The sequence below is a fragment of the Paenibacillus sp. FSL M8-0212 genome (genome assembly GCF_038004645.1).
GTDB lineage: Bacteria > Bacillota > Bacilli > Paenibacillales > Paenibacillaceae > Paenibacillus.
This window is the reverse complement of record NZ_JBBORP010000001.1, coordinates 3,378,141-3,400,237: the sequence shown is the minus strand read 5'-3', so window position 1 is coordinate 3,400,237 and position 22,097 is coordinate 3,378,141. Positions and strand designations below refer to the sequence as shown.

Below are 22,097 nucleotides of genomic sequence, written 5' to 3'. Positions count from 1 at the left end.
CGACACACTCCCGTATTAGAGATTGTTTGTAGATAGGCTTTATACCTGAATATCAGCAGGAAACCGCCCGCCGAAAAGCGGGTCTATCCGTACAGCCGAGCGTAATAACCTCCGAGCGCCAGCAGGTCCTGATGGCGGCCCCGTTCGACGACCGTTCCTTGGTTCATGACCGTAATCAAATCTGCATGTTCCACCGTGCTGAGACGATGCGCAATCAGAATGGTGGTGCGCCCCTTCATCAATACGTTCAGAGCTTGCTGTACCCAATGCTGGGATTCGTTATCCAATGCAGAAGTCGCTTCGTCCAGCAGCAGAATCGGGGCGTTTTTGAGAATCGCCCGGGCGATCGCAATTCGCTGCCTTTGTCCGCCTGACAACGACGCCCCTCTCTCTCCCACCGGCGTTTTATACTGTTCAGGAAGTTCCTGAATGAAATGGTGAGCATACGCCGCTTTGGCCGCTTCAACCACTTCTTCATCCGTTGCATCCGGGTTGCCATAACGGATGTTTTCCTCAATCGTGCCGGTAAACAAAAACGGCTCCTGCGGAACGTATGCAATCTGCCTGCGGATTTCGTCCAGCGTGTAATGGCCGAACGGTTTGCCCTGAAGCAGGATATCACCGCTATCCACAGGATAAAAGCCGAGCAGCAACTTGATCAGTGTACTTTTGCCGCTGCCGCTGGCTCCCACGATCGCAGCGACTTGACCAGGAAACACCTGCATGGACATGTCGACAAGTACCTTTTTATCCGCCTGATAGGAAAATTCCACATCGCGAAACTCCACCGCAGCCTCCGATACAAGCTCGCTACGGGAAGATCCCAGACGCTCCGGTTCCTCTTCCTCGCTTAGTACCTCTTGAATCCGGTGAGCGCCCGCGAGCGAATTTTGGGTCATTGACAGAACCGTCCCCAAGTTCAACAAGGCGTGCGTCAGATTCACTTGCAAAACTGCCAGAGCGGCGACGCTTCCCATTCCCATCAATCCGTAGGCATAAAGAAGACTGCCGATGACGATGATGCCGCAGAACGTGACGTAGCTGATAAAATGGTTCACCGCAGCCTGCATACCGTTCTTCTTCGCCGTTTGCCGAAGCGTTTGCGTCATTTGTTCGTTCAACGCCTCGTACTGGCCGTAAATCGTGCGGATGCGGAACAGCTTCACAATTTGAATGCCGCCCATAAAATCTTTGAATTTTTCAGTCATTTTACCGAGCGTTTGCAAGCCTTGTTCGGACAAAGCGCGGATATCCCGTGCAAATTTCAGGCTGACCAGAGAGGACAGCAGCAGAACGACGAAGGATACGCCGGCAAACCGCCAATCGATCACCACCATGGAGACAATGGAGCCGATGCAAAAGACAACTTGAAGCAACAAAACGAAGTAAACCTGCGAGAATGTAAACTCAACGGTCGTTACGTCGTTGTTCACCCGCGACAGCAAGTCACCATGGTGCGTCTGCTCCAGGAATCTCGGCCGCACCCGGCACAGCTTGTCATAAAGACGTTTGCGGATATTCAGCACAGTCAGCTCGACACTTCGCTGGTATAAGTAAATGAACCAGGGAGAAATTATATTTTCCAGAAACAGGGCCGCGCCCAAAATAATAAAAGCTTCCACCATCAGGGACGTATCTCGGGACACGGCGAAATCAACCAAGTTATGTACGACCAAGCTGAAGGCGATCAGAAACAATGTCTGGGTGAGCGCCGTTACAGCAAGGCCAATCGCGTACTGGGTTTTGCGCTTGCGGTTCATAAACGTCAGCAAGTAGCCAAGTTCTTTCACTTGCGATAGCCTTCCGCCCTTTTTCATGTGTACGACACCTCCCTGCGTTCGGCAGACTCGGTAAATTCCTGGTAGTACGACTGGGCGTACATTCCCTTCCTCTCGAGCAATTGTTCATGAGTGCCCTTTTCGATAATATTTCCTTGTTCCATAACCCAGATTTCATCGGCGTTTTGTACCGTAGAAAGCCGGTGGGCAATAACCATGGTCGTTCTCTGCTTCATCAATACGCCCAGCGCTTCCTGAACCGCGCTTTCCGACTCCGGATCAAGAGCCGATGTGGGCTCGTCCAGCAGCAGTACGGGAGCATCCTTCAGAAAAGCCCGGGCCATTGCAATGCGCTGGCGTTGCCCACCGGACAAAAAGCCGCCGCGCTCTCCGACATAAGTCTGGTAGCCACCCTCAAGCTGCATAATGAAAGAATGAGCCTGAGCGGCTTTGGCGGCTTCAATAATCTCGTCCATCGACGCTTCTTCCCGCCCGTAGCCGATATTTTCGGCGATCGTACCGCTAAACAAATATGAATCTTGGGTTACCACGGAAAAATGCGACCGAAGCTGCTCTGGATTAGCGCCGTGGATCAGGCTTCCGAACACGCGGATCTCGCCCTGATCCTCCGGAAGTGGATAAAAGCCGCATACCAGCTTAAACACCGTGCTCTTCCCTCCGCCGCTCGCTCCGACAAGTGCAATCGTCTTGCCTTCCGGCACCGAGAAACTAACATTCCGCAGAATCGGAGAACTCTCTTCATACCCGAAGGTTACGTTCTGAAAATGGATGGGAGCGGCGCTCGCTTTTGGAAGCAAACGGCCATTCTCCGTTTCGGTCGGCTGCTCGACGATTTCGGAGACCCTTCTCAGGGCACCGGTCATTTCGAACGTGCGCGTGATGAGCTCGGGGATATGCTCCAGCGGCTCCAGACACAGATTAAGCAAGTACAGGAAGGCGATCAGTTCTCCCGCGCCTAGCTGCCCGTTGTAGATCAAATAGCTACCGTAACTGACGGCGAAAATGATCGGGCTGATCATCAGCGTAGAAAGCAGCGGGTTAACCCAGGCTTCCCGCTTTTTCACGGCCAGCTTTTTTTGAGCCGTCAGTTGCAGCAACACTTGGTAGGAGCGAGATAACATACCAGATAGCAGATAGCTTTTTACAATAGGCATCCCCCCAAGCGTATCCTGGAGGTTGATGTTCATTCGGCCCATGTTTGCCTGGGCTTCCTCCGTCAACTGTTCCAACTGCTTGCCGATCCATTGGGAAACCAGCAGTGCTACGGGAAATAACAACAGGCTGTACAGCATCAGCTCCCATTGGAGATACATCAAATAAGAGAAACAGCCGATAAATAATAGCGGATGATAAAACCACTGGGCGAGGTCCCGAATCATAAATTGCTGGATGAGCTGCAGATCGTTGTTGATCCGCGACAACACGTCGCCGGAGTGCTGCTTTACCAAATAGGGGACCGGGAGTTTGCCGATATGACGCATGACATGGTTGCGGATATCCTGCACCGCAGAGGCACTGCTTCGCTCCACACCAAAGCTCATGAAAAACTTTGCCGGCACACCAATCAAGATGACCACAAAGACCGTGTACACGATCTGCAGAACGATTGGCCCCGCCCCATTCTCGGCCTGTGTGGTCAGCTGCTCGACCAAACGTCCCGTCCATATCTCAATAACCGCGGCGGCAATTGCGGACAGGATACCGACGATCATCCAGCCTTTGTGACGGCTTACATAGGACATCAGCCAGCGGAATGCTTTCCAGGTGGCATAAGTGGTTCGGCGCTTGGAAGGCGCCGCTGTGCCTTGGTCTTGAACAGACATCTGCCGATCAGCTCCCATGCAGGACCCCGGCCTCCGCTTCGATCTGCCGCTTGATTTGCACTAAGATGTCACGGATGACAATGGCCGTTTCTTCCACACGCGCGAGTTCCAGTAATTCCTCGTGTGCGCCCTCCAGCCGGTAATCAGAGTAAGCTTGCGTCGTTGCCCTCTGCCAGGACGGCAACTGGTGCTCCAGGCGGAACGCTTCGCTGTCCTTCGCAATCAGTTCGTAAATACGGGCAGTTATCGTGCCTGAATTAATAAGCTGCGCTTCGTACGTCAAAGTGGCTTTAATCTTCCGATGAACACGCTCCCGCACGAGTGGATTACTCATTAATTCCTTCTCTTCTTCGTCGAAATCCGCAAACATTTCTTCAAGCTCTTTCTCAGACGTTTCATAAGGTGTGAGTGTGTCCTTAATCCACGAGTCCACCATGAGCACGTCCGTTACGGAATACCCTCTTCTTTCCATCGTTTTGGCTACCTCGAACGTCAGGTTGCCTCCGAAGCAGTAACCGAGCAGCACGTAAGGTCCTTCCGGCTGGATGCGAACAATCTCATCCACATAACGGTTCAGCATGGCCTCGTAATCGATGACATCGTCAATAAAATCAATGCCGTAAAGCACGAACCGGCCGTCTAGCCTGCTTGCAAGCTCTCGGTAACCGATGCCGAAGCCGCTGCCTGGAGGGAAGCAGAACACGTTCAGATCCCCTGTTTTATTCAGCTTAATGAAGGAGTCTCCCCCTTTATCCAGACCCAGATCCTCCTCTCCAAAAGCCATGGCTTCAACGGTTACACTATGAAATTGGCGATTCAGCGGTATCTCAATGCCCGTTTCATCGTAAACGGCTTGAACGAGCCTCATCAGACTTAAGGAATTGCCGCCCAGCTCAAAAAAGTTATCCTTTACGCCAACCTGTGGAATGCCAAGTGTATCCTGCCAGACACGGGAGATCTTCATCTCGAGCAGTGTTCTAGGCGCAACATATTCCACTCCTCCAGCCGCAGCTTCCTCCGGTAGCGGCAGCGCTTTGCGGTCGATTTTTCCGTTCGCGGTCAGCGGCATCTGCGAAAGCTGCACAAGATGCGCAGGAATCATATACCCCGGAAGCTGCTGGGCGAGCTGCTCCTTGAGTTCATTCGCCGCCAGCTTTGTTTCCGCAACGTAATAAGCAACAAGTTGCTTATGGCCGTTTGCGTCGTCCCGGGCGAGTACCACCGCTTCTTCCACGCCCTGTGCGTTCAGAAGCTGCGTCTCGATTTCGTCCAGCTCGATCCGGTACCCGCGGACTTTGACCTGGTGGTCGATTCGGCCCAGGTATTCGATGTTGCCATCCGGTAGCCAGGTCGCCAAGTCGCCTGAGCGATACAGTTTTTCCCCATCCGCAAACGGGGAATCAACGAACTTCTCCGCCGTCAAATCCGGACGGTTCAGGTATCCTCTCGCAAGCCCTTCCCCGGCCACGTACATTTCGCCCGCTACGCCAATCGGCACAGGGCGGCGGTTTTCATCCAGGACATAAACCCTCAGTGTTGGGATTGGCTTGCCGATATTACTCTTCGCCGCCTCCATTTCGACCCACGTAATTTCCTTATACGTCACGTGAACCGTCGTTTCGGTAATGCCGTACATATTGATCAGCTTTGTCTGCGGGTACTTCGTCTTAAAACCCTTGAGCAAAAGCGGACTGAGCGCTTCGCCTCCGAAAATGACGTTGCGAATCCGCAGATCGTATGGATGATCCGCCAAGACCTTACGCAACAGCTGGTAGAAGTACGTTGGCGTTTGGTTCAAAATCGTGACCTGTTCGCGGCCCAGCAGCGCCAGAAACTCGGTCGGATTTTTCGCCGTGAACGGTGGTACGATGACCAGCTTGCCTCCATACAGCAACGCTCCATACATTTCCCAGACGGAGAAATCGAAGCAGAACGAGTGGAACAGCGTCCACGTGTCAAACCGCCCGAAGTCGAACAGGTTCTTGTCGTTGAACAGGAGGCGCACAACGTTTTTATGCTCGATCAACGTGCCTTTGGGTTTGCCGGTCGTTCCTGACGTGTAGATGACATATGCCAGGTTGCCTGACCCGGAAATTGGCTCCAGATTCGAAGCGTCCAGCGCACCTTCCGAGTTCGCCCCACTGTCTCCCCAAACGAAATCATCTATTTCAAGGCGCGTTCCTGCGAAGTCGGTCTTCTCATGCAAATGCTTTTGAATCAGTAATAACGGTGCACCCGAATCCTCGATCATGAAGCGGATGCGCTCCTCCGGGTAGTCGGGATCAACAGGCACATAGGCTCCGCCCGCTTTGAGAATCCCCAGTATGCCGACAACCATATCAAGCGAGCGTTCAGCCAGAATCGCTACCAGCTGATCCGCTTCAACTCCCGTCTCCCTCAGCTGGCGCGCAAGACGGTTGGATCGCTCATTCAGCTCGCGGTAGGTCAACTGCCGTTCGTGCATGACAACGGCCACGTTGTCCGGGTAAAGCTCCGCCTGTTCTTCAAACAAACCGTGAATCGTTTTCCCCCGCTCGAACCCGGTATCGTTATCATTAAATCGATTCAGCAACGTCTCCCTCTCGTCCGGGGAAAGCACATCGGCTTGTCCAAGCTCCAGATCCGGCTGAAATACAAGCACGGACAGAAGCCGAACAAGGTGGTCGGCCGCCTGTTCCACAAATGCCTGCTCGTATCGATTCCCGTCAAAGCTTATTTCTAGCTCGATAGAATCATGTTGGCGGTTGAATCGAAAATCCGTATCGGCCGCCACCCGGTTACCCAGCGGTTCAGGATGAATCGGGGCGAAGGATGCGACGGTGTTGACCACTGGAAGACCTTCCACTGTATAGTCCAGATGGAGCGGCTCCACCATTTTCCGAAAAGGCAGATGCTGATGCTCCAGCGCCTCGCCGATGGAAGCTTTGATGCCCCCGAGCAGCGTTTTCAGCGTAGTCTGGCTGCTTACGGACGTTTTGATAACCAGGATGTCATGCGGAGGCTGAGTCACGTCCTGGTCCGCGCTATAAGAAGGCATGCCGACCAGTACTTGATCCTGCCCAGTATATTTGAACAGCAGGCTCTTTACTCCTGCCAAAACAATCATGTACAAAGCCAGATCCGAACCATTGGCGAGGCGAATAATTCTCTCCGAGAGCTCACTCGGCAGGGTACGGTGAAGCAAAGCCGGCTCTGCCGCAGCTTCGCCGCCCGCAGATAATTTGGAGGATTGACTATAGGGAAGGAAGCTCAGGCTGTCTTCGTCGTCAAACTTGCTGCTCCAGTACCGTCCTTCCTTTTCAAATAAAGATTTCATTCGTACCTCCCCTAAAAATGAAGTGACCGCATGCCCCGGCGCAGGTCCGATAAAGCTTGCTTTCGGCCTGCGCGTTTACGGGCTTGATTTACGGACTTGCAAGTTGTTCGACGTCTTCCTGGGATGCGCACCACTTTCGCTTGACGGCGGAGCGCGCTTGTAATATTAAAACGCGAATTCGATCGTATCGACGGCACTCTTTGCGCCTGTCGCCGGTTTATGACATTCAATCCGGCTTAGCTCAAGTTGTGGATTTTCCGCAATTTGAGAAAGTACCCGCAGGTAATCCTCGGTTAAGGTGCGGATCATCGTTTCTTTGAACAGTTTGGTGGCGTAGAAAAAGCCCCCGCTCAGCGCCCCTTCGTTTTCATACATAAACAACGTCAGATCAAACTTCGCTTCTTCCAGTTGGTCAAGCTCGTAATTCTTCAGGCTGACCCCTTCCAGTTCGGCGTCTCGTTCTTCGATATTTTGCAAGTCGAAAACGGCATCAAACAGTGGGAAGCGGCCAGGCTCCCGCTTCACATTCAAACGCTCCACGAGCTCCTCGAATGGATAATCCTGATTCTCAAAAGCTCCCAAAGCCGTTTCCTTGACTTCATCAAGGTAGGACAAGAACGTTTTTTCGCCTGACGGACGACTGCGGAGCGCCAGTGTATTAACAAACATGCCGATGACCGGCTCCAAATCGGCGTTAGTTCTTCCCGCCACCGGGGTGCCCACGATTAAGTCTTCCTGCCCGCTGTACTTGGACAACATCACGGTATATGCCGCAAGCAGTACCATGTACAGCGTGCTTTCATGCTCGGCCGCCAATTCACGCAGTCGCGCAGAGAGAGAAGCATCGACATCGAACTCCAGATGCGCTCCTTCGTAGTTGCGAACTGTAGAACGTTCGTAGTCCATCGGCAGATCCCCCGTTGGCAGCTCGCCTTCAAAGGTTTGCAGCCAGTACGCTTCCTGCCTTCCGATCCGCTCTCGGTGGGCCTCCGACTGCTGCCAAACGGCATAATCCTTATATTGAATGCGTAGTGGCGGCAGTTCTTCCCCGGCGTATAAACGCGAGAACTCATCCATCACAATCGCCATCGATACGCCGTCCGACACAATATGGTGCATATCGAAAAGGAGAATATACCGGTTCGGCTCCAGTTCGACGACTCCGGCGCGCAGCAGCGGCGGCTTGCCGAGATCAAACGGACGAACGAAGTTGCGGACGATCTGCTCAACTTGAGCTGCATCCTCTGTATCTGCTTGATGATGCTCAATAGCAAAATCGACCTGCGGGTAAATCCGCTGAACCGCTTCGCCCTTCATCATTTCAAAACCGGTGCGCAGCGATTCATGCCGTGTTATCAATTTCCGCAATGCGGCTTCCAACCGATCTAAATCAAACCTGCCTTCCACCTGCACCAGTTCCGGCATGTTGTATAGCTGATCCGCTCCATCCAGCGTGTGCTGAATGAACAGCCGTTTCTGCGCGGAGGACAGAGGGTAGTACTCTCTCTCTTCCGCTTGAGGGATGGCCTCATGCTCCCGCCGTTCCATCCGTGCGATCGCCTCGGCCATCGCCGAAATCGTCGAGTGACGGAATACGTCACGCAGCGGGAGGTTGACGTTTAATTCCTTAAATACCTTGCCTGCCAGCGTTGTCGCTCGCAGGGAGTGACCGCCGATGTCGAAGAAGTTGTCGTACACGCCAATCTCCTTCGCAAGCCCCAGCACCTCCCGCCAAATCACCGCCAGCTTCGTTTCCAGCTCATTGCGTGGTGCGACGTACTGCGTTCCGCTTCCCGCTTCTCCTTCCGGCGCTGGCAGCGCCTTCCGGTCCATCTTTCCGTTCGGCGTCAGAGGCAAGCGCTCCAGCTCCACGAAGTACGACGGGATCATGTAACCCGGCAGATCCTGTGCCAGCGCACTGCGCAGATCGTTCACCAACAGCTCCGCACTGGTATCCGGTGTGTAATACGCACACAGCGCCTTCTGACCGTTCGTATCACTTCGAACCAGCACCACCGCTTCGCGCACACCTTCCACCCGCAGCAGCTGCGACTCGATCTCACCCGTCTCGATCCGGTAACCCCGGATTTTTGCCTGGTTATCGATCCGCCCAATGAAGTCCACGTTGCCGTCCTCCATCCACCGCGCCAAGTCTCCCGTGCGGTACAGCCGTTCGCCCGCGACAAATGGGCTGTCTACAAACTTCTCTTCCGTCAGCTCTGGACGGTTCAAGTATCCGCGCGCCACGCCGACTCCGCCGATAACCAGTTCACCCAGCACGCCGACTGGCACCGGGTTCAGATGTGCATCCACGATGTAGAACTTCGCATTCAACCACGCTTTGCCAATCGGCACATGGCCTGTCTGCGGCAGCTTCGCCAACTCCTCGTCATAGAAACTGGAGTCAATTGACGCCTCCGTCACGCCGTAGGCGTTAATGATGCGGAACAACGGGCCAAACCGTTCCTGCAAGGTCCGGTAATCTGCCACGCCGCAGCTGTCCGAGCTTGTGATCAACAGCTCCATACCGCTTAACTCCAACCCCTGCTCATGCACATACTCCATAAACGGCACGATCAACGCTGGTGTTGATTCAAAAATTGTCACTTGCTCCCGCTCTATCCAGTGGTGCAGGCGAGACGGATCAATCCGATCGTCCTTCGGTACAATGACCATCGTGCCACCGTTGTACAACGTCCGTGCGATATCACCCACGAACACGTCAAACGAGAAGCTGGCGAGCTGCAACAGCCTTACCGGGAACTGATCCAACCGGTATTCCCGCCGGTAGCCCGCCGCCGTGTTCACCAAGCTGCGGTGCTCAATCATCACACCCTTCGGCTTGCCTGTCGTTCCCGACGTATAGATCACGTACGCCAAGTCCTCCGGACGGGCTTCATGGAAGCTAGCCAAGCCAGCAACCTTCAGATGACTCGGATCATCGCTGTTCACAGCACCCGTCAGCTCGCCGGAGACTCGATCGGAAGCACTGTTGAAGCCTTGTCCGAAGTCCATTGGTGCATTCGCTCGGTCTTCGCTGTATGACGTTTCGTCATCGAGATACAGTACCGTCTCCAGTGCTAGTTCCTCTTCGCCGAGCCAGGATTCGGCACGCTCTCGCAGCGGCGTTTGTGTCAGCAGTACCTTCGCTCCGCTGTCTTCGAGCATAAACCGCACCCGGTCCGCCGGATAATCCGGGTCGAGCGGTACATAGGCCCCGCCCGCTTTCCAGACGGCCAGTACGGCTACCAGCAACTCCACCGAACGCTCGGCGAGAATGCCAACGATTGACTCCCGGCCGATGCCGCTTGTGCGTAGCATAGCCGCCAAGCGGTTCGCTCGCTCGTTCAGCTCCACATACGTTAGGCGGTTATTCTCGTACACGACAGCCTCCGCTTCCGGTGTGCGTTCCGCCTGTTCCTCGAACAGCCGGTGGAACGCCGCCACAGGAGCCGGTTCTAGCTGCGCTGGATTAAACGCACCGAGAACTTGTTCTTTTTCCTCTGCCGTCAGCAAGTTCAGCTCGGCAATCTTCGCATCTGGACGGTTTACAATTGTCACGAGCAACTGCTCATAATGTTTTGCCAGCCGTTCAATCGTCTCCCTTTTGTAAAGAGCCGTCGCATATTCAAAGCTGTAATCCAACCCGCCGTTCTCCTCACCCACGTCCAAGCTGATATCAAACTTCGCAGTATCCAGTACGCTTGGATAAGGAATCAGGCGAAGCCCTTCCAGCTCAAATTGCTCGTTCTCCGTATTTTGCATCGTAAACATCGTGTCGAAGAGTGGATTGCGACTTAAATCCCGGGTCACTTGCACCTTGTCCACCAATTGTTCGAACGGATAGTTTTGATGCTCGAAGGCGTGCAGGGTCGTTTCTTTGACTTCCTTCAGGTATGACAGGAATGTCTTCTCCGAAGCCGGATAACTGCGGATCGCCAGCGTGTTTAAGAACATCCCGATTAACGGCTGCACATCTCCATGATTCCTTCCGGCAATCGGCGTACCAACGATCACGTCTTCCTGACCTGAATATTTGTGCAGAAGCACGTTATACGCCGCAAGCAGCACCATAAACAGCGTCGTGCCCGTTTCCGAAGCCAGCTGTTTCAGGCCGTCAGTTTTTGAAGTGTCGAAGAAAAACTCCAGCGTTTGACCCTCATAGCTCTGTACAGCCGGACGTGGATAGTCAGTCGGCATTTCCAGCACTGGAAGCTCGCCCTGGAACATGTCCAGCCAATACGCCCCCTGATGCTGAAGCCGTTCCTGCTGCTCCTGGGAATGCTGCCAAACGGTGTAGTCTTTGTACTGAATGCGCAGCGGCTCCAATGGCTCTCCACCATACAAGCGCACGAATTCTTCAACAAAGATTTCCATCGAAACGCCGTCAGAAATAATATGATGCATGTCGTACATCAAAATATGGCGTTCCGGAGCCAGCTCAACAAGGCCTACCCTCAGCAGCGGTGGCTTAGCCAAGTCAAACGGACGGACGAAACCGTGAACCACCGCTTCGACCTCTTGCTCATCCGCTTGATAGAACTCCACCGCAAAATTCACATCCTGGTAAACTCGCTGTGATGCTTCGCCATCCACCATTTCGAACCCGGTGCGCAACATTTCATGCCGCGCCACGAGCTTGCGGAACGTTTCTTCAAACCTTGTCCGGTCCAAAGCACCCTCCAGCAGCATCGCTTCCGGCATGTTGTAGCCAAGCTCCGCACCTTCCAGCTGGTTCAGGATAAAGAGACGTTTTTGAGCAAAAGATTGCGGGTACACCTCTCGGTCATCCGCCACCGGAATGGCAACGAATGTCTGCTCATCCAGCCGGTAAATGACGGCCGCCATGCTCTCGATCGTGGAATGGCGGAACACGTCGCGCAGCGGCAGATCCACGTTCAACTCTTTATGAATCTTGCTGACCAACGTTGTCGCGCGCAGGGAGTGGCCACCGATGTCGAAGAAGTTGTCGTGAACACCAATCTCCTTCGTAAGCCCCAGCACTTCCTGCCAAATCACCGCCAGCTTCATTTCCAGCTCATTGCGTGGTGCGACGTACTGCGTTCCGCTTCCCGCTTCTCCTTCCGGCGCTGGCAGCGCCTTCCGGTCTATTTTGCCGTTCGGTGTCAGCGGCAGACGCTCCAGTTCCACGAAGTACGACGGGATCATGTAACCCGGTAACTCCTGTGCCAGCGCATTGCGCAGATCGTTCACCAACAGCTCCGCACCGGTCTCCGGCGTGTAATATGCACACAGCGCCTTCTGTCCGTTCGCATCACTTCGAACCAGCACCACCGCTTCGCGCACACCTTCCACCCGCAGCAGCTGCGACTCGATCTCACCCGTCTCGATCCGGTAGCCCCGGATTTTTGCCTGGTTGTCAATCCGCCCGATGAAGTCCACGTTGCCGTCCTCCATCCACCGCGCCAAGTCTCCCGTGCGGTACAGCCGTTCGCCCGCGACAAACGGGCTGTCTACAAACTTCTCTTCCGTCAGCTCTGGACGGTTCAAGTACCCGCGCGCCACGCCGACTCCGCCGATAACCAGTTCACCCAGCACGCCGACTGGCACAGGGTTCAGATGTGCATCCACGATGTAGAACTTCGCATTCAACCACGCTTTGCCAATCGGCACATGGCCTGTCTGCGGCAGCTTCGCCAACTCCTCGTCATAGAAACTGGAGTCAATTGACGCCTCCGTCACGCCGTAGGCGTTAATGATGCGGAACAACGGGCCAAACCGTTCCTGCAAGGTCCGGTAATCTGCCACGCCGCAGCTGTCCGAGCTTGTGATCAACATCTCCATACCGCTTAACTCCAACCCCTGCTCATGCACATACTCCATAAACGGCACGATCAACGCTGGTGTTGATTCAAAAATTGTCACTTGCTCCCGCTCTATCCAGTGGTGCAGGCGAGACGGATCAATCCGATCGTCCTTCGGTACAATGACCATCGTGCCACCGTTGTACAACGTCCGTGCGATATCACCCACGAACACGTCAAACGAGAAGCTGGCGAGCTGCAACAGCCTTACCGGGAACTGATCCAACCGGTATTCCCGCCGGTAGCCCGCCGCCGTGTTCACCAAGCTGCGGTGCTCAATCATCACACCCTTGGGCTTGCCCGTCGTTCCCGACGTGTAGATGACATACGCTAGGTCCTCAGGACGGGCTTCATGGAAGCTGTCCATGCCCACAACCTTCGAATGGCTCTCATCTCTACCGTTCACAGCCCCCGTTAGCTTGCCGGCGACTGGATCGGAAACCATGCTGGAGCTAAGCGTTGCATTCTCCCGGTCTTCGCTGTACGACGTTTCCTCGTCGAGATACAGCACCGTCGCCAGTGCCAGTTCCTTTTCGCTGAGCCAGGCTTCAGCACGCTCTCGCAGCGGTGTTTGCGTCAGTAGCACCTTCGCTCCGCTGTCTTCAAGCATGAACCGCACACGGTCCACTGGATAATCCGGGTCAAGCGGCACATATGCCCCGCCTGCTTTCCAGACGGCCATCACGGCCACCAGCAGGTCCACCGAACGCTCGGCGAGAATGCCAACAATCTCCTCCCGGCCAATGCCGCTTCCGCGCAGCGTAGCCGCCAAGCGATTCGCCCGCTCGTTCAGCTCCGCGTACGTTAGGCGGTTATTTTCATACACTACGGCCTCCGCTTCCGGCGTGCGTTCTGCCTGTTTCTCAAACAGCCGGTGGAACGCGGCCACAGGAGCCACTTCCGATTGCGCCGGGTGGAACTCGCCGAGAATTTTCTCTTTTTCATCTGCCGTCAACAAGTTCAGCTCAGCGATCTTTGCATTCGGACAGCTTACGATCGCCGCAAGCAAATGTCCAAAATGAATCGACAGCTGCCGGATCGTGCTTTCTTTATAAAGAGCCGTTGCGAATTCAAAGTTGCACTCCAGCCCGCCATTTTCTTCCGTAACATCCACACTCAGATCGAACTTGGCCATACCATATTCGCTAGGGTACGGGGACAATTTCAGCCCTTCCAGCTCAAATTCTGACTCCTCCAGGTTTTGCAGGGAGAACATCGTGTCAAACAGCGGGTTGCGGCTCAAATCCCGGCTAACCTGCACTTTATCGACGAGTTCTTCGAACGGATAATTCTGATGCTCATAAGCGCCTAAGGTCGTTTCTTTCACTTCTTCCAAATACGACAGGAAGGTCTTCTCCGAAGCTGGATAATTGCGGATCGCCAGCGTGTTGACGAACATTCCAATCAAAGGCTGCATGTCGCCGTGCGTTCTGCCCGCAATTGACGTGCCAACGATCAAATCATCCTGACCTGTGTATTTATGCAAAAGCACGGTATATGCGGCAAGCAACACCATATATAGCGTCGTTCCTCTTTGAGCGGCCAGCTGCTTCAAGCCTTCGTTCGTTGCCTCATCCACGAAGGACGTCAGCGTATGTCCCTCATAGCTCTGTACAGCAGGACGCGGATAGTCCGTTGGCATTTCCAGAACCGGCAGCTCGCCCCGGTAACGGTCCAGCCAGTAAGCTTCCTCGCGTTTCAATTGCACTTTTTGCTCGTCCGATTGCTGCCATACCGCATAGTCCTTGTACTGAATGTGCAAAGGCTCTAATGACTCACCCCCATACAGACGAACGAGTTCCTCAACAAACACGTCCATCGAAACCCCGTCGGAGATGATATGGTGCATGTCAAACATCTGTAAATAACGATCGGCTGCCAGCTCTACGAGCTCGGCACGCAGCAACGGTGGCTTCGCCAAGTCGAAAGGTCGGATAAAAGCCTGCACGACTGCAGACGCTTCTTCCTCGTTCGCATGACGGCACTCGACGGCAAAATTAACGCTCTCGTAAATACGCTGTACCGCTTCGCCTTGTACGATCTCAAATCCGGTTCGCAGCGTTTCATGACGTTTGATCAGTCCGCGGAAAGCTTTCTCCAGCAGGCTATGGTCAATCGATCCTTCGAGCAGCAGCACACCCGGCATGTTGTAGCTCTGATCGGCTCCTTCCAGCTGATTCAGGATAAACAGCCGTTTCTGAGCTGAGGAAAGTGGATAATACGCTCTTTCATCTGCCAGCGGAATTGACGAGAACAACTGCTCTTCAATCCGGGAGAGGGCGAGAGCCATCTCTTCGATCGTTGAGTAGCGGAATACGTCGCGCAGAGGCAACTCGACGTTCAACTCCTGATGCACCTTGCTCACCAGTGTCGTTGCCCGCAGGGAATGGCCGCCCAAGTCAAAGAAGTTGTCATGAACCCCGATGTGCTCCAATCCAAGCACGCTTTTCCATATTTCAGCCAAGCTGGCTTCCAACGGAGTCCGAGGCGGAGTACGTCCTTCGCCCGGCTGCAGGCTCTCCTCAGGTGCCGGGAGGGAGCGGCGGTCGACCTTGCCGTTCGTCGTCAGCGGGAGCCGCTCCAACTGGATCAGGTAAGCCGGGATCATATAGGCCGGCAGTTCCTGGGAAAGCACGCTCTTCAGCTCAGCCGCCGGAAGATCACGGTCCGCTTCATAATAGGCGCAAAGCTGCTTCTCGCCGGACGTGTTTTCCCGCGCGAATACCGTCGTTTTCCGAATTCCCTCCACTTTCTGAAGCTGAGCTTCGATCTCGCCCAGCTCAATACGGAAGCCGCGGACTTTCACCTGGTCATCCGTCCGCCCCACGTATTCAATCGTGCCGTCCGGTAGCCATTTCGCCAAATCCCCTGTCCGGTACATGCGCTCTCCCTGCACAAACGGATGGTCCACAAATTTCTCCGCCGTTAGCTCCGGCCGATTATTGTAGCCCCGTACCAAGCCTTCTCCGCCGACGCAAAGCTCCCCGGCCACGCCGATCGGCAGAAGTTTATTCTGGCTGTCGACGATATACACCGTCGTATTGCTGATCGGCCGTCCGATGGGTACGGTAACCGCGGACTCATCGACAAAGTCGACTGGAAGATACGTGGTATAAACCGTGCTTTCCGATGGGCCGTACAGGTGGTTGAGCCTGCCCGGTCCGATATGAGCGAGTGCTTTACGCACATGGCCGACCGATACGCGCTCTCCTCCGAACAAAATCGCCCGGACATCCCGCAGGCAGTCGACGTTCACATCTACAAGGACGTTGAAGAAAGCCGTCGTAATCAGCATGACCGAGATTCGCTCACGCTGGATGAGATCCGCCAGCTGGCCGATTTCCAGCAAAGTCTCGTGGGGAACCAGCACCAGCCGTGCCCCGTTGGTCAAAGCGCCGAAAATATCAAAAATCGCTCCGTCGAACGAATAGCTCGAAAGCTGGAGGACATGGTCCCGCTCAGTGATGTCGATATAATTCGTATTGCGCACGATCCGCACGATATTGCGGTGTGAAACAAGGTTGCCTTTTGGCTTGCCCGTCGTGCCTGACGTATAGATGATGCAAGCCAGATCTGTCGCTTCGTTACCCGGATTTAGATTTGTGCGGTCCTCGTGATAGAAGGACTCGTCATCCAGTAAAATCACGGAGTCCGAACCCGCCAGGCGCTCGCCCAATCGGCTTTGCGTCAGCATGACCTGCGCACCCGAATCCTCGACCAAGAAACGGATACGCTCCTCGGGATATTCCGGGTCAATCGGTACGTAAGCCGAACCGGCTTTGTGTGCCGCCAGCATACCCACCACCATTTCGATGGAACGCTCAGCCATAATGGCGACCAAACGACCTTTGGATATCCCGTGGCTACGCAAGGTACGAGCAAGGCGGTTAACGCGTTCGTTCAGCTCGCGGTAGGTCAGCTCTTGCCCATTCAAGGAGATGGCAGCTGCATCCGGGATGCGCTCCACCTGCTCTTCGAACAATTGAATGAGCGTTTTCCCGCGCGGAAATTCCGTGGTGGTGTCATTAAAACGTCCGAGAAGGTCAGCCTTTTCCGCCTCCGTCACAAGCTCCAGCTCGCCCACGGTAATTTCCGGGTTATCCGCCACCTGTTCCAGCAAATGAACGAGATGCCCCTTGAGCCGCTCAATACTATCTTTATCAAACACTTCGGCGTTAAAGTCGAACCGAATTTCAATCTCGTCTCCCGGCACCACGGTGACGTTGAAGTTATAGTTTGTCTGCTCCTCCATCTGAACATCAGCGATCGTCAGGTCGCCGTGCTGCTGGTCCCCCGCCTGCTCCATCTGCTCGTCCACCGGATAGTTCTCGAAAGCGATGATATGGTTGATCAGGTTCTGCTTTTGCACGCTGCGGGCCTGAATTTCATACAGCGGATAGTAATCATAACGCCCGGACTCCAGCGCCCGCTCTTGAAGCTTCGCCATCAGGTCGGCGAACACGGTGTCCGCTTCGCTCGTGACCCGAACTGGCACCGTATTGATGAACAGCCCGATCATGGACTCAATGCCCGGGATTTCCGCCGGTCTTCCGGCCACGACGCTGCCAAATACGGCATCGTTTGTTCCATTATATTTTTGCAGCATCACGCCCCAGATAGCTTGCAACAGTGTATTGACCGTAATCAGGCGCTGTTTCGCCACCCGGTCCATCCGCTCGCTCAAGTCCTTGCCCAGCTCGGCGGTGACGTGATCAGCCGTAAATCTGCCGTTGGGCGCCAGTTCCTTTTGTCCCGGGAGTACGGTTTGCCCTTCATAACCTGCCAGGAATCCCATCCAATAGGCTGATGCCGCCTGATCGTCCTGTTTCTCCAACCATTCGATATAGGCGCCATAATCCGATCCCTTATCTCCCGCTGACTGCTCGCCGGATGCCAAGGCCGAGTATGCCTCAAACAGCTCCTGCATCAGCTGAGCCAGGCACCAGCCGTCCATCAAAATATGTTGGAAACTCCACAGTACATGATAGCTTTGCTCTTCGGTGCGCAGGATCGTGAACCGAACGAGCGCGTCATGTTCCATGTCGAAGCCGCGAAGCTTGTCCTCCTCGGCCTTTTTATCCAAGTAAGCTTGTTTCTCGTCCACCTGCAAATGAAGCAGCTCTTCATATTCAAAACCGACCGGCTTGTCGCGGTATATGATTTGCAACGGCTCGCCCGCCGGTCCTTTCACAAAATTCGCCCGCAGCACCAGATGACGTTTCGCAAGTTCCATCCAACTCCTCTCAAAAAGCTGGACGTCGAGCGCTCCCCGCATCGTAAACCGCGTCTGCTCAAAGTAAGCTGCCGTTTGCCGGTCAAGCGCGCTGTGGAACCACATGCCCTTCTGCATCGGCGTAAGCGAGTAAATATTTTCGATTTCCCCAAGTTGGCCGGAGCGCTGGGCGATTTGCTCCAATTGGGCAATGGTCAAGCCTTTAAATTGCACGTCGCTCGGCGTCAATTCAGTGTTTTCTTTACCTGCACAGTGGGTAATGAGGTCTCGGAGACTTTGCTCAAGCTCCTGAGCGAAGGCTTCCATCGTTTCCTTGCGATACTGCTTCCGGCTGTAGCTGAGATCGAGCGATAAAGCGCCGTCCAGCACCATGCCGTTGATATCCAGCACAAAGCTGCGGGCCTGCCGATCGCTAGCCGGGCTGCCGCTGGAATAAGAAGATATGCCGATCTCGTCTTGGTTGACATCATCGTCGAACTGACCGAGGTAGTTAAAGTTAATTTCCGGCTCTGCGCCACAAACCAAGCCATCCTCCGATTTCGAGAGATAGCGGCATACCCCGTACCCAAGCCCCTTGTTCGGAATGCGGCGCAAGTTTTCCTTGACCTGTTTAATCTGATATGCCAAATCTCGGTCGGTTTCCGGCTCCAGTACGACCGGAAACTTGGTCGTAAACCAGCCCACTGTACGCGTGATGTCGATATCCGTTCCGATTGATTCACGTCCGTGTCCTTCGAGATTGATCCGCACCCGTTCGTACCCCGTCCATTTGTGTAAGGCTATTCCGAGCGCCGTTACCAAAATATCATTCATTTCGGTGTTGTAGGCACGGTGAACCCGCTTCAGTAGCAGCTCCGTTTCTTCGGGAGTCAAACGGACAAACAGCGATTCGCTGTCATGCTGCGTCGTAACGTCCGCCTCCATATCCTTCGGCACGGCTAGAACCTCCATTTGTTCCACGGCCTGCCAATAGGCCCGTTCCTTCGCTATCTCCGGACTTTGCGCGTAAGCAGCCAGCTGCTCGGACCAAGTGCGGTACGCATCTGTTTTCGCCGGGAAACGAATTTCCTCGCTTTTTCCAGTCTGCTCGTAACCTAGAGCGAAATCCTCCATCAAAATGCGCCAAGACACGCCGTCTACCACAGCATGATGAACCGCGAGCAGCAAATGATCTCCGTCCTCGCACTGGAACAGTCCCGCCTTCATGAGGGGCCCGTTCTCCAGATCGATGCCTGCTTGAATGTCCGTTGCCTTCGCTTCCACAACCTGCGTGGGATTCTCCGCATCCTTAAAGTCGAACACGTCCAGCGTGAACAGCCCACCATCCTGAATCGCTCGGGTTAACGCACTAAACCCTTGTTCCGTTTTGCAGAACACCATGCGCAAGGCGTCATGATGCTCGGCCAGCTTTTGCAGCACCTTATACACTATCTCTTCATTAAAGCGTTCCTTCCGGTAAAACATCACCGACTGGTTGAAATGATGTGGGTCCGCAAAGGAACTCTCGAAAAACCAATGCTGAATCGGTGTCAAAGCCGTTTCACCCGTTATTTCGCCTTGATCGATGGTACGTCTGATCGGTTTCACATGCAGGCTGAGCTGTGAAATCGTCGGATATTTGAATAAATCCCGGATTTCCAGCTTGTACCCGGCTTGATGAAGCCGCGAAGATACTTGAATGGACTTGATCGAGTCTCCGCCGAGCTCAAAGAAATGATCCGTTACCCCAACACGATCGGCGTTCAATACCGCCTGCCACACAGCAGCAAGCGTTCGCTCAGCTTCATTGCGAGGAGCTACGTACGCGCCGCTGGTCAGTGCGTTTCCTTCCGGGGCAGGTAAAGCTTTACGATCGATTTTATCGTTCGGCGTGAGTGGCATCCGCGGAAGCTGAACAAAATGTGCCGGAATCATGTAATTCGGCAATTTTTGCGCCAGTGCGCTTCTCAGCTCGCCGAGCGTAAGAGGGAGACTCGCGACCAGGTAAGCGCACAGTTCTTGCCCGCTTTTGCCTTCCCGCGCGATCACAATCGTCTCCTGCACCGAGTTGATCTGCAGAAGCTGCTCTTCAATCTCACCGACCTCGATTCGGAATCCACGGATTTTCACCTGATGGTCGATCCGGCCCAAGTACTCCATATTACCGTCCGGCAGCCAGCGGGCGAGATCTCCTGTCCGGTAAAGGCGTTCTCCCGGCGCAAACGGATGTTCCACGAACTTCTCTGCCGTCAGCTCCGGTTGGTTCAGGTAACCTCTCGCAAGCCCCACGCCTGCCACGCACAGCTCGCCGTCCACTCCCGGAGGCACAAGTTGCAGGTGGGCATCCAAAATAAAAATCTGATGATTAGCCAGCGGGCGCCCAATCGGAATAACTCTGCGCTCCGGCTGCTGCTCATCCGCATCCCAAAGCGTCGTAACAATCGAAGCTTCGGTAGGACCGTAAGCATTGAAATAGTGAACCTTTGCTTTCCACTGCTGCACGAATTCGGCCGATACCGCCGAACCTCCGGTTACAAGCTTTGTTAAGCTGGGAAGACGGTCCGGGTTCAAATGAGCGCTGTATGTTGGAGGCAAAATAGCCGCCGTAATCGCATGCTCGTTCATATAACTCTCGAACAGACGAGTGTCGAGAATTGTTTCGGCCGTCGGGATGTACAAAGCCGCGCCAAAATAGAGTGCTTTGAACACTTCCCAGCAGGATGCGTCGAAGGACAAGCTGGCAAATTGAACGATCCGGTCATGCTCCGTGATGCCCAGCCTGTCTGCGAACATCAGCTTCAAACTGACCAAACCACGATGCTCCAGCATAACCCCTTTGGGTTTGCCCGTTGTACCTGACGTATAAATGACATAAGCAAGATCGTATGGACCACTGGCCGCCTCCAGGTTGGAGCCATCGTCGCTATAGGCTTGTTTGTCATCTAGCGCCAATACGGTCCCTTCGAACGGGACTTGCTGTAACAGCTCTCTTTGAGTCAATAGCAGCTGCGCGTTCGAGTTCTCCAGAATGTAGCGGATACGTTCTTCCGGGTACTCCGGGTCGATCGGCACGTAGGCACCGCCAGCTTTCAGAACCGCCAGAATGCCAATGACCGTCTCCAGCGATCTCCTGACCATCAAGCCTACCAACTGATTGGGCAGCACACCGACCGATCGTAGCGTACGCGCCAGTTGGTTTGCCCGTTTGTTCAACTCTGCATATGAAAGCCGCTGCCCCTCAAAAACAACCGCCGTCGCCTCGGGCACACGCTTCGCTTGCTCCTCCACAAGCTGATGAATCGTCCGATCACGAGGATAGTCCTTCTCGGTATCGTTAAAGCTTTGCAGTAATTGAAATTTTTCGTCCTCCGACAGCATGTCCGCTCGCACGATGTCCAGCTCCAGCTCATGAAGCCCCACGGACAGCAGGCGATTCAGATGGCTGACGACCCGATTCATGAACTCGGAGTCATATAAGTGCTCGTTATATGACAGCGCTAGCTGTATCGTTCCGCCGGTTAAACTGAATTCAAAGGAACAGTCCGTGACCACGTTTTGCCCAATTTCGTCCAGATGCAGCTCCTTAAGGGATACTAGCGTATGGACGAAGGGTATCCCTTCTGCATATTGCAGATCCAGCTTCTCCGTCATTTTCAAGAACGGAATATGTTGATGCTGAATGGCTTCCGGCAAGGAAGTCCTCAGTTCGCTCAGAAGCGTTTTAAAAGTTGCCCCCACCGAAAGCGAGTTTTTCAAAATGACCGTATGATTAACGGATCGACGCGTCTCCCCCTTTTTCGGCACAACCGGCATGCCGACCAGAATGTCTGAAGCTCCTGTATATTTATGCAAGAGTGCCTGAACACCGGCGAGCAAAATCATAAAAGCAGCCAGCGGAGCACCCTTGCTCATTTGAAGGACGCGCTGCGCCGCTTCCTCCGAAAGCGAACCACCAACGGTTTTCACATTGGGCGCCAGGGAGTTTGGAGCTTTGCTGTAAGGCAACCGCGTCAAGGTATAATCGTCACTACCGAATTTTTCGTTCCAAAACAACGTTTCTTTTTCAAAAGCCATCTGGATCGTTCCCCTCTCTTCATCGGTAAAAGCAATCCGGCGGAGCAT

At 54.3% G+C, this 22,097-nt stretch carries 4 protein-coding genes; all 4 read right to left on the bottom strand.

Annotated elements, in window-relative coordinates; genetic code table 11:
• Positions 1-83: 83 nt before the first annotated feature.
• Positions 84-1,817 carry an ABC transporter ATP-binding protein gene (locus tag MKX68_RS15035; protein WP_340912614.1) on the bottom strand — a complete coding sequence of 578 codons (1,734 nt, stop codon included), beginning with the start codon at positions 1,815-1,817 and terminating at the stop codon, positions 84-86.
• Positions 1,814-3,640, bottom strand: a complete 1,827-nt coding sequence (locus MKX68_RS15030) for an ABC transporter ATP-binding protein (RefSeq protein ID WP_340912610.1) — start codon at positions 3,638-3,640, stop codon at positions 1,814-1,816. Before MKX68_RS15030 ends, MKX68_RS15035 begins: the two co-directional genes overlap by 4 nt.
• Positions 3,630-6,938, bottom strand: coding sequence for a non-ribosomal peptide synthetase (locus tag MKX68_RS15025; protein WP_340912607.1), 3,309 nt, complete (start codon positions 6,936-6,938; stop codon positions 3,630-3,632). Before MKX68_RS15025 ends, MKX68_RS15030 begins: the two co-directional genes overlap by 11 nt.
• A 165-nt stretch (positions 6,939-7,103) precedes the next feature.
• Positions 7,104-22,097 carry an amino acid adenylation domain-containing protein gene (locus tag MKX68_RS15020; RefSeq protein WP_340912605.1) on the bottom strand — a complete coding sequence of 4,998 codons (14,994 nt, stop codon included), beginning with the start codon at positions 22,095-22,097 and terminating at the stop codon, positions 7,104-7,106.

Excerpts from the sequence above, each read along its gene's own strand:
- MKX68_RS15035 (WP_340912614.1), bottom strand. The coding sequence starts at position 1,817 with ATGAAAAAGGGCGGAAGGCTATCGCAAGTGAAAGAACTTGGCTACTTG.
- MKX68_RS15030 (WP_340912610.1), bottom strand. The coding sequence starts at position 3,640 with ATGGGAGCTGATCGGCAGATGTCTGTTCAAGACCAAGGCACAGCGGCG.
- MKX68_RS15025 (WP_340912607.1), bottom strand. The coding sequence starts at position 6,938 with ATGAAATCTTTATTTGAAAAGGAAGGACGGTACTGGAGCAGCAAGTTT.
- MKX68_RS15020 (WP_340912605.1), bottom strand. The coding sequence starts at position 22,097 with ATGCTCCGCCGGATTGCTTTTACCGATGAAGAGAGGGGAACGATCCAG.